The 10,962-nt window shown below is 45.1% G+C and carries 7 protein-coding genes; 4 read left to right on the top strand and 3 right to left on the bottom strand.

Going from position 1 to position 10,962, the window contains the following annotated elements; genetic code table 11:
- Positions 1 to 73 precede the first annotated feature (73 nt).
- The 3 genes from ACIFQN_RS35595 to ACIFQN_RS35585 form a co-directional block, all read right to left on the bottom strand.
- A complete protein-coding gene (locus ACIFQN_RS35595) occupies positions 74 to 1,435 on the bottom strand; it encodes a sensor histidine kinase (RefSeq protein WP_429837769.1) in 1,362 nt (453 codons plus the stop codon).
- Positions 1,432 to 2,145, bottom strand: a complete 714-nt coding sequence (locus ACIFQN_RS35590) for a response regulator transcription factor (RefSeq protein WP_429837768.1) — start codon at positions 2,143 to 2,145, stop codon at positions 1,432 to 1,434. Before ACIFQN_RS35590 ends, ACIFQN_RS35595 begins: the two co-directional genes overlap by 4 nt.
- A gap of 169 nt (positions 2,146 to 2,314) precedes the next feature.
- The gene (locus tag ACIFQN_RS35585) at positions 2,315 to 3,007 is read right to left on the bottom strand and encodes a hypothetical protein (protein WP_429837767.1); all 693 of its coding nucleotides are present in this window, start codon (positions 3,005 to 3,007) and stop codon (positions 2,315 to 2,317) included.
- A gap of 660 nt (positions 3,008 to 3,667) precedes the next feature.
- Here ACIFQN_RS35585 and abc-f point away from each other — a divergent pair.
- The 4 genes from abc-f (at position 3,668) to ACIFQN_RS35565 (ending at position 10,646) form a co-directional block, all read left to right on the top strand.
- A complete protein-coding gene (gene abc-f, locus ACIFQN_RS35580) occupies positions 3,668 to 5,314 on the top strand; it encodes a ribosomal protection-like ABC-F family protein (RefSeq protein WP_429837766.1) in 1,647 nt (548 codons plus the stop codon).
- 76 nt (positions 5,315 to 5,390) lie between these two features.
- The gene (locus ACIFQN_RS35575) at positions 5,391 to 6,590 is read left to right on the top strand and encodes an MFS transporter (protein WP_429837765.1); all 1,200 of its coding nucleotides are present in this window, start codon (positions 5,391 to 5,393) and stop codon (positions 6,588 to 6,590) included.
- A gap of 229 nt (positions 6,591 to 6,819) precedes the next feature.
- Positions 6,820 to 9,393 (top strand): DNA gyrase subunit A, encoded by a 2,574-nt coding sequence (gyrA, locus tag ACIFQN_RS35570; protein ID WP_429837764.1) that lies wholly within the window; start codon positions 6,820 to 6,822, stop codon positions 9,391 to 9,393.
- 155 nt (positions 9,394 to 9,548) lie between these two features.
- The gene (locus ACIFQN_RS35565) at positions 9,549 to 10,646 is read left to right on the top strand and encodes an HD-GYP domain-containing protein (RefSeq protein WP_429837763.1); all 1,098 of its coding nucleotides are present in this window, start codon (positions 9,549 to 9,551) and stop codon (positions 10,644 to 10,646) included.
- Positions 10,647 to 10,962: the final 316 nt, after the last annotated feature.

The raw sequence follows: 10,962 nt of genomic DNA, 5'->3' as shown, positions 1-10,962 counted from the left end.
AAGGCTGGAAGGTTTTTTGTTTTACATACTGAAAAAACAGCCAGGGGATCTCATTTACCCTCGGCTGTTTTGTTTAAGTGGGCTGCTGTTCATTTGGAAGCGTAATACGAAACATGGCACCAGAGAAGACTCCATTTTTTACTTCTATACTACCGCCCGAACGCTCTATGATCGCACGGGAGATGGCAAGCCCGAGTCCGACATCTCCATTTTTGCCTTTTACGAAACGATGAAATAGATGAGGAAGCAAGTCGTCAGGAATTCCTTCTCCATCATCCATAATAACAATAGTCACATGGCGTTTTCCCGTTTCGATCCTGATAACAACCTGTTCTTTCGCATGACGCAGACCGTTTGCGATTATGTTAAGTAGTGCTTGAAGAATTTTATCCCCGTCTACATATACGTTGCTATCCCCTCCAAAAGAACGAATCGAGACGGCGATATTTTGCTGTACACCAAGAGGATGTAAACGTTCGACTGCACGATTGACCAGTTCCGTTGGAGAATGAGGAGCAAGGTGGAATAAATCCTTTTCGCTTTCCAGCTTTGCCAAAAGGGTAATCTCCGTTACGATATGCTTAATTCGATTCGATTCTGAAACAATGACATCCAGGCCCTTATGAGCGGCATCGTCTATAAAGATTCCGTCGCGTATCCCTTCTGCGTATCCTTGAATGGACATAAGAGGAGTCTTTAGCTCATGGGACGCGTTTTGTAAAAACTGACGTTGAATTTCATGAAAGCGATCCAGCTCTTGAGCCATGGAATAGACACTCTCTGATACCTCTGCGATTTCACCGCGTGCGGGAATCAATTTGACGTCAGAGAAACGTCGAAATTGAACTTTCTTGATTTCCTTTGTTAATCTGTTTAATGGTTCTACCATGCTTCTCGTCATGAAAAAGCTGAGGAGAATAGTGGATACGGCTCCAATTAAAAGAATCACGAGGATCTTTTTAGTAAGCTCCATTCGTACTTCCTTAAGCCCGCGTATCGGCGATGCAAGAATGAGTCGCTGTTTCTCGTCATTTTTCAAAGGGAGGGTAACAACGACGTAATCATCGCCACCAACGATCCAGATGTTTTTGTCTTTGCGTTTTTCAGCTTTTCGTTCCAATGCCTGCACCCATTCATTCAAGTTTGATGAAGGAAGAGAAGTATAGAGTACTTTTTTCTTTTTACCGAGCAAGACAACTTCTATCTTTCGGTTGGAGACCAGGAGCTTATCCAGTTCGGCAATGTCCTCGGATTGAATGGTTTCTGCGGAGTGATTGATCTTTTCAATCCAGAACTGCCCTTTTAGCGTAAGTTCTTTCTTTTGTTGAGAAATCAAATTATCGAGCAAAAATGAGTGAATGAGCATGGCCGAAATTCCGGTCACAATGATAAGCAAAAGGGCGAACATCAGTGTGATACGATATTGAAGCTTCATCCTTCCCAGTTCCCTTCCGCTGCTCGCAGTCGATAACCGAATCCCCATACCGTTTCCAAAGGGATATGCTCCAATTTCTTACGAATGCGGCGAATCAGATCATCGACGACGCGGTCGCTCCCAAAGTAATCGTCCCCCCACACGAGTGTGAGCAATTCATCCCGGGAAAACGCCCGATTCGGGTGTTCAGAAAATAGTGAAAGGACCTGAAATTCCTTTGCGGTAACTTCTACTTCCACACCCAGTGAAAATACCATTCGTCTTTCCTTATCTAAAACAAGCAACTGACTTGCAGGTTGTTCACTTTTATGGGCATGAGTTGATTCGATGCGGCTATTCATTCGTTCCCAGCGACGCAACGCCCGGTTGACTCGGGCCACAAGTTCACGTGGACTAAAGGGTTTGGTTAAGTAATCGTCACTCCCCAGTTCAAGACCGAGAATCTTATCTACTTCTTCGTCGCGAGCTGAAATAATGATAATCGGCGTTTCTGACTCTTTGCGGATCCGACGACAAAATTCATACCCATTCATACCAGGCAGCATGATGTCGAGCACCCACAAATCAGGGGACTCGGTTTCTTTTAGCTGAATCGCACACTCTGCTGACTCTACACAATGGGTTACATAGCCTTCTTTTTGCAAATACGCTTCAACGATTTGGCGGATATTTGGATCATCGTCTACAATGGCAACGTGAAAAGGTCTCATGCGAATTCCTCCGAAAACCTCAGTATTCACCTGCTATTGTACAACAGATGTACATGCCGTCAGGGAGTTGAAGTAGTTTTCCCATACTTTTCCCACACTTTATGGGACACACAAAAGAAACAGCTCCGCATTAGGGGAGCTGTCTCGTTCTCTCATTCACTATATGAGTCTATTGCAGGGCATCGTAAATAGAAGCCTTTTGCGAGAGGATTTCATTTTCGATATCTGTCCATTGCTGGATCAAATCAATCGCATCTGTTAAAGAGGCATTCCAAGTGTCTTCGCCATTTTTGTAAGCCTCCTTGGCCACTTTCAGCTTGTCTTGGAATTGCTGTTTGATCTGCTGCGCTTCTTCGCGGTTTGCTTTTTTCGCTTCGCGGATCGGTTTAATTTGTGTCAGTGGTTCTTTTAGCTGCTGGTGAAGTGCTTTTACTTGCGCAAGCTCAGTTTCAATTGGAACCAATTTGCTTTTGATGATTTGATGATTGGCTTCGATTGCGGCTTTTAATTCTGTTGCTTTTGCTTTGTCTTTTGCTGTTTTTGCCGCTTTTAGTTGAACGGTAAGATTTTTATTCTCTTCCCGGATAGGTTTAATTTCGAGCATGACGTTTTTTACCGTTTCGCGTACTTCTGCCGATACGTCCCCACGAAGCGAATCCCACATAGCCTTATTTTGGGCCGTTTGGTCTTTCAATTTGGCATTCAGATCTTTTTTGATGGTAAGGAGCGACTGCAGCTCTTGATATTCGGGTGTTTGCTTCCATTTTTGTTCCTTAGTGGGTAGTTCTTCGGCATGAAGAATGCCTGTCCCCCCGACCAACAAGCTAGCTGTCAGTAAAGATACGGAAAGGATTTTTTTCATCTGTTACTCACTCCTCCATAGATTGTGTTGTACATCATCAAAGATAACCAAGAAATGCGAGAAAAGTATGGGAAAAGAAAGGGGATTTAATCAAAAGTGAGCTCCTGTCTTCCTTACAGCATTGTAAGAATACTGCAAGCCAAATCAATGGCAGGGACGACCCCGAGCTTGTACAATTTAGGTATCAACAAAGTAACGGGGGATAAACATGAGAAAACTGATTCGCATGACCATCATCGCCTTGGGACTGTTTATAGATGCCAAAACAACGATCCGTTCCTCGAAAATGGAGACACTCGTCAAACTGTAAGGCGTTTCCAATGCAATTCTTGCACTTGAAGGGTCATATGGGATAAAATGTAGATGTTTACAAAAATACGTGCCAGCAATGCAGGAGGGCAATCCATTGAAAATCGTTTTCGTTGCAACCCAATCAAAAAGCATAGTAACGAAAACGTATCGGGTGCTCTCAACATAACCAGTTTTTTTTCCATGTCATGTGGCATGTAAACAAACGGGAATTCCAAGGCGCCGGTATGTCGGTGCCTTTTTATATTTGTGTGACTAGGCATCGGCATGACCGGTGTTCCTCAGGTATGAGAAAAGGCGTCGGATATTCCGGCGTCTTTTTCTTTTTTATTTGGAAAAGGAGGCATGTGTATGTTACTACTGGAAGCGCGTAAGCTTGAAAAAAGCTATGGAGATCGTTTGATTTTAAAAGCAGAAAAACTGGAGGTATTGGACAAAGACCGGATCGGAATCGTCGGTCAGAATGGCACAGGAAAATCGACGTTACTGCGAATTTTGGCTGGAGAGCTGCAATCTGACAATCTGGGGAAAGTAATGTCCTATGCTGATCTGGCTTTCATCCGGCAAGTAGAGCTGGATTCGGGGAAGATGACAACAACGAGGGGACGAAAGAACTGGGGAGTATCGCGTGTTCACGATGGGATGAGTGGGGGAGAGCAGGTTCGGCTCAAAATTGCCTCCGCGCTTGAACAGAAAGCCCTTTTATTATTTGCAGACGAACCAACCAGCCATCTTGATTTACCGGGTATTCGCCAACTGGAGGAAGCATTGCGCACGTACTCAGGAGCGGTCTTACTCATTTCTCACGACCGGGAGCTGCTTGATGCGGTTTGTACACAAATTTGGGAAGTAGAAAACGGGACAGTAAAGCAGTACAAGGGGAATTATTCCGCGTATCGCGAGCAAAAGGAACAAGCGCAGGAGCGGGAATGGTTTGAGTATGAGGCGTATGAAAAAGAAAAGGAGCGGCTAAAGCAGGCCGTGATTGAGAAAAAACAGCAAGCCAAGGGGATACGGGATGCTCCGAAACGAATGAGCTCGTCTGAGGCGAAGCTGCATAAAATGCAAGCACAGGGGAAGCGGGAAAAAGTGGAGCAGTCAGCCAAGGCTGTTGAAAGCCGTCTAGCCAAGCTGGAGAAAAAGGAAAAGCCGCATGAGCTGGCGCGCGTTCGGTTTGATTTGCACCATCAAACCGAATATCGGGGAAAAACCGTTATCCAATGCTTGGGTATATCCGCTCGAGTTGATTCACGTACCTTGTTTTCCGATCTCTCCTTTACGATTCGGCCCGGGCAAAAGGTAGCCCTGATAGGGGCAAACGGTACGGGGAAATCGACACTTTTGTCTATGATTCATCAAAATGTGGATAGCGTCACGATTCCGCCGAGTATCAGGCTCGGCTATTTTAGCCAATCCCTCTCTATTCTGGAGGAGGAGAAGACCATTCTAGAAAATGTGAAAAAGCATAGCATGTATCCAGAGTCCACCATACGGACAGCGTTGGCACGCCTGTTATTTCCTAAAGAAGCAGTGCATAAGGCGGTATGCGCTCTAAGCGGCGGGGAGCGGGTAAAGATTGCGCTCGCCAAAATATTTTTCGGTGACTATCATGCTCTTTTATTAGATGAGCCGACAAATTATCTCGATATACCGACTCAGGAGGAACTGGAGATCATGCTTGCCGATTTCCCCGGCACGATTTTGTTTGCGACGCACGACCGCAAACTGATCCAAGGATTGGCGAATGCTGTTCTTTGCTTAGATGATCCGCAGCCTGTCCTCTTTACAGGTACGTTCCAGGAGTATGTAGATAGCAAAAATAGAGCAACAAACCGGGATCACCACAAAGAGCAAATTCTGTTGTTAGAAAACAAACTGACAGGATTGGTCAGTCGATTATCTTCCCCGTTGTTACCAGTACAGGAGAAGGAGATTTTAGAGGAGCAATATCAGGAAACGCTGCAGGAGTTAAAGCAATGGAGGGGGAGGAAGAAGTAAACGAAAGTGCGATAATGGATTGACTTTTTAAACTTTAAATATCATATTGTATATAAATGCAATTTACGGTGTTGCGGTGGGAGTGAGAAGCTTGTCAGAGAGACAACCGTTGTGGACAAAAGATTTTGTAATACTCGCACTTTCCAATTTTATGCTGTTTGTTGCCTTTCAAATGCTGCTTCCTACACTACCGGTTTATGTGACCGATATGGGCGGAGACCAATTAGCGGTGGGGCTTGTCATCAGTCTATTTACCGTTTCGGCTCTGCTCATCCGTCCTTTTACCGGGAAGGCACTAGACACGATCGGAAGAAAGCCTGTTCTATTAGTAGGCTTGGCTATCTTTTTTCTGGCTGTATCGGGATATTACTGGATGGTAAGTGTAGCGTTGGTTTTGGCCATCCGCTTCTTGCACGGGATTGGTTGGGGGATTGTTACGACTACCTACGGGACGATCGTCTCCGACATTATTCCTCCGAAGCGCAGTGGAGAGGGCATGGGGTACTTTGGGATGTTCAGCAATCTGGCGATGGCTTTTGGTCCCTTGATTGGTTTATGGGTATCTCAAAACTGGGGGTATGGCTGGTTGTTTGCGATATCTGCAGGTTTGACGGTACTCGCGATGGCATTATCCAGGCTGGTCAGAATGAAAGGACTCCCTGATAAGAAACCGTTACATACGAGTGTATTGAGCGGGCTATTGGAAAAGGCAGCTCTGTTCCCCTCCCTGCTGAATTTACTGATCGGTTTTATTTACGGAGGGATTTTCAGCTTTATCACCTTGTTTGGACTTGAGGTTGGAATAGAAAATATCGGTTTGTTTTTCTTGTTTAACGCTATTGCCTTGATGGCTGTTCGCCCTCTGTCCGGCAAGCTATTTGACCGGAAAGGTCCTGTGTGGATCCTGTTACCTGGAGGAATGATACTCGGTGTGGGCCTTCTCCTCTTGTCTTATAGTACGACAGAAATGGAGCTGATCGTCGCTGCTATCCTGTTCGGCATCGGTGTGGGATCTGTCCAGCCATCCTTGCAGGCCTGGACGATCAAACGGGTGGATCCTGCGAGAAGGGGAGCTGCAACCGGGACATTTTTCTCTGCTTTCGATCTGGGGATTGGTGGCGGAGCTATGATCCTGGGGGCGATTGCAAAAGTCACCAGCTTTGCTCTGATGTACCGCTATTCATTGGTTGCATTGGGATTGTATTTGCTGATCTATATCGTTTATTTGACTAGACAATCCAAAAAGGAACAAGTGGCCGAGACCGTTTCTTCTTGAAGCGGCTCGGTTTTTTTGCGCGAATAGATTGCATGCAAATAACAAATGATATGTGAATGTCCTAGAGGTACTGGAATAATATAGGAATTAGGTGGTTTGAACGTGTTTTAGGGAAAATGTTGGGTAGGAATGGGGAGAAATCGATTGATCAAGCTGGATTTTTTGGACGTGACCTCTTTCTATATGGTATAATAACGTATTGTGATAACCAGTTGGAGGTTTACCCTTTATGGCAGAAGAAACTGCTCGGTTTCCCAAAGTCGATATTAGCCAAGAAATGAGAGAGTCGTTCATCAGCTATGCGATGAGCGTTATCGTCAGTCGGGCTTTGCCTGATGTTCGTGATGGATTGAAGCCTGTACACAGGCGTATTTTGTATGCCATGCATGACATGGGTCTTACTCCGGACAAGCCGTTCCGTAAGTCGGCAAACGTCGTCGGGGAAGTAATGGCGAACTATCACCCCCATGGTGACTCTTCTATCTATGAAGCGATGGTTCGTATGGCCCAAGATTTTAACATGCGCTACATGCTCGTTGAAGGGCAGGGGAACTTTGGTTCTGTAGACGGTGACCCGGCAGCGGCCATGCGTTATACAGAGTCGCGCTTTTCTAAGCTCGCTTTGGAGCTTTTGCGCGATATTGATAAAGAGACTGTTGATTTCACGCCCAACTATGACGGGCGCAAGGAAGAGCCAGTCGTACTTCCTTCCCGTTTCCCTAACCTTTTACTGAATGGTGCGTCAGGGATTGCTGTAGGTATGGCAACCAATATTCCTCCACATAACCTGACAGAAGTGATTGATGGCGTAATTGCCATGATCGACAATCCGGATATTACGCTTCAGGATCTGATGAAGATCATCAAAGGACCGGATTTCCCGACTGCCGGTGAGATTCTCGGCTTCAGTGGTATTCGTCGTGCCTATGAAACAGGGCGCGGTTCGATTATCATGCGTGCAAAAACGTTGATTGAAGAAGATAAAGGAAAGCCACGCATCATTGTGACGGAGATCCCTTTTCAGGTCAACAAGGCTAGACTCGTAGAAAAAATCGCTGAATTAGTTCGCGAAAAGAAAATTGAAGGCATTACCGACCTGCGCGATGAGTCAGATCGCAAAGGTATGCGTATTGTTATGGAACTGCGTCGTGACGTGATTCCGAAGGTTGTCTTGAACAACCTGTTTAAACATACTCAAATGCAGACGTCATTTGGTGTGAACATGCTGGCACTCGTAGATAGCCGCCCGCGGGTACTGAATCTACGTGATATGCTGTATTACTATCTGCAGCATCAGCGTGTCATTATTCGCAGAAGGACCGAGTACGATCTGAAACAAGCCGAAGCACGCGCTCATATTTTAGAGGGCTTGCGGATCGCGCTTGATCATATCGACGAGATCATCAGTTTGATTCGCTCTTCTCAAACAACGGAAGATGCGCGTACGGGACTCATGGAGAATTATGCTTTGAGCTATGAACAGGCGCAGGCTATTCTCGACATGCGTTTGCAGCGTCTGACCGGTTTGGAGCGGGAAAAGATTGAGAACGAGTACCAGGAATTAATGACAAAAATTGCAGAGCTGCGTGCGATTCTTGCTGACGAAGGAAAAATCTACGAGATCATCCGTGAAGAGCTTTCCGAAATCAAGGAGAAATTTGGCGACGACAGACGTACCGTTATTACTTTTGATGAAGACCATATTGAGGATGCGGATCTCATCCCAGAAGAAGATGTAGTCATTACTTTGACCCATGATGGCTATATCAAGCGTCTCCCTGTCTCGACGTATCGTTCACAAAAACGTGGCGGAAGAGGTATTCAGGGACTAGGTACGAAAGATGACGATTTTGTCGAGCATCTGTATATCACCAATTCCCATGATTACATCATGTTCTTCACAAGCAAGGGCAAGGTGTATCGTCTGAAAGGCTACGAGATTCCAGATTTGAGTCGAACAGCCAAAGGGACTCCGATTATCAATCTGATTCAGATTGAAAAAGGAGAACGGGTGAGTGCGGTGATCCCTGTCAAAGAGTTTGATGAAGAACATTACCTGTTCTTTGCAACGAAAAAGGGGATTATCAAGAAAACGACGCTTGAATCATACGGGAATATTCGTAAGGGTGGACTGATTGCAGTCAATCTGCGCGAAGATGACGAGTTGATTGGCGTACGCTTGACGGATGGTAAACAAGAGATCATCATGGGTACTCACAACGGGATGTCAGTTCGCTTCAAGGAAAGCGACGTTCGCACGATGGGACGTAACGCTACTGGGGTGAAAGGCATTACGCTTGATGATGACGATGATGTAATCGATATGGATGTTATCAAGCCAAATGCAGAAGTATTGATCGTTACAGCTAATGGTTATGGAAAGCGGACACCAGTTGATGAGTATCGAATTCAGTCGCGTGGTGGTAAAGGGATCAAAACGCATAATGTAACCGAGCGTAGCGGACATGTGGTTGGCTTGAAGGTGGTAGAGCCAGAAGAAGATCTGATGATTATCACGACTTCTGGAATTATCATTCGTACGGAAATGAAGGGTATTTCCGTAATGGGTCGTTACACACAAGGTGTCAAGCTGATTCGTTTGTCGGAAAACGAGCAGGTAGGCTCTGTAGCTAAATGCCCGCCGAATGAAGACGAAGATGTTGAGGATGTTGAAGAAGAGTTTACTGACGAGCAAGTAGAGGGTCAGAACACTGACGAACCAACAGAACCAACGGAACCAGCAGAACCAACGGAACCAGCAGAACCAGCAGAACCAACGGATCCAAGCGAAAGCGAAGAATAGGATAGAATTCATAAGAAAGACGTTCCTCTTGAGGGGCGTCTTTTTTACATCTGCAGAAAAGATAAACTTCTCTAATGCTTTTTACCTGCCAAATGGTTTGAAGTTGGGTTAGAATTGGGAAAAGAAAACTATATCATTTAATCAAGGTGGATCGGATGGTGACCAATTTGCCCATCGTGGATGTGAAACAACTGACCATTGGAGCGAAACTGGCGGAAGAGGTACATACATCACTTGGCGGGATTCTTTTTGCAAAAGGAACGACTCTGTATGAAAAGGAAATGGAATTTCTTGAAGCTTTTATGATCAAGCAGGTACAAATTGAGGATGCGAATATGACTGGGGGAGAAGAGGAGGAACAAGCAACTGAGGAACCGCAGGTTGTGCCTGAAAAGTTTAATCCAGATAAAACATCATTTCAACAGTCCTTTGATAAAGCAGTCTCGACACTGAAAAGCTTGATGATCCGGGTACAAGGCGGCAACAACATTCCGGTAATGGAAGTCAGGGAATTAGTCGCTCCGATTATTTTGCAATTTCAAAAACAGCCTGAGGTATTGTTGTCGCTTCGCAGCTTTTCCCGATTGGACAGCTATGCTTATGAGCACGCCGTAGCGGTCGGTATTATTTCATATATGATTGCTAAATGGATTAAGGTACCTGAAAAAGAGTGGATGCAGGTAGCGTTGGCTGGTACTCTGCTTGATATCGGGAAAACGAAAATTGACCGGCGCGTTCTTCAGAAACCTGGCAAGCTAACGGCTGAAGAGTTTGAAGAAATGAAAAAACATACTGTGTATGGTTATCAGATTATTAAATCATCACATGGTCTGAGTGAAGGTGTAGCACTGGCGGCCCTGCAGCATCATGAGCGGGAAGATGGTTCCGGATATCCATTAGGTCTTCTGGGCTCTAAGCTGCATTTGTACAGTAAGATTACCGCTGTGGCTGATGTTTACCACGCTATGTGTTCAGATCGTATCCATCAAAAGGCTCTTTCGCCTTATTTGGTGGTTGATCAATTAGTGCAAGACAGCTTCGGAAAGCTGGACCCAAGTATCGTTCGTACTTTTGTAGAAGGCATTACTCAGTTTGCAGTGGGAACTGTGGTTGAACTGAGTGATGGAACAATTGGTAAGATCGTATTTACAGATCGTAATCAACCGACTCGACCGATGGTGGAGACGGGGGGAAAAATCATTAATTTAGTAGATTCTCGTCATTTATCCATAAGTAGAGTGATGGAACATTAAGAAGAAATGGGCGCATAATCAATAGCGCCCTTTATTTTTATTAAAAAAGTTTAGTGGAATGTAAAAAAAGCTATTGTATTATTAGTGAGGGCGTGATAAGATACATCTTGTCGCTTCGAAAGAAGTATAATAGAATGTTGAATTATCGCTGTTGAGCGAAACGGAAGTTTTGAAAAAACTCTTGCAAAAGCAACCGCGATGAGATATACTAGAAAAGTCGCCTAAAGAACCGGCGGCAAACAAAATGCTCTTTGAAAACTGAACAGCGAAAGCGTTAATGAGTCTATCATTAAAAGATTTGCCAGCTTTGAACCAG

Source organism: Brevibacillus sp. NRS-1366, from assembly GCF_050467985.1.
The sequence above is the reverse complement of the archived record's forward strand: the minus strand, read 5'-3'. Positions and strand labels throughout refer to the sequence as shown.

Excerpts from the sequence above, each read along its gene's own strand:
- ACIFQN_RS35565 (WP_429837763.1), top strand. The coding sequence starts at position 9,549 with ATGGTGACCAATTTGCCCATCGTGGATGTGAAACAACTGACCATTGGA.
- gyrA (WP_429837764.1), top strand. The coding sequence starts at position 6,820 with ATGGCAGAAGAAACTGCTCGGTTTCCCAAAGTCGATATTAGCCAAGAA.
- ACIFQN_RS35590 (WP_429837768.1), bottom strand. The coding sequence starts at position 2,145 with ATGAGACCTTTTCACGTTGCCATTGTAGACGATGATCCAAATATCCGC.
- ACIFQN_RS35585 (WP_429837767.1), bottom strand. The coding sequence starts at position 3,007 with ATGAAAAAAATCCTTTCCGTATCTTTACTGACAGCTAGCTTGTTGGTC.
- ACIFQN_RS35595 (WP_429837769.1), bottom strand. The coding sequence starts at position 1,435 with ATGAAGCTTCAATATCGTATCACACTGATGTTCGCCCTTTTGCTTATC.
- abc-f (WP_429837766.1), top strand. The coding sequence starts at position 3,668 with ATGTTACTACTGGAAGCGCGTAAGCTTGAAAAAAGCTATGGAGATCGT.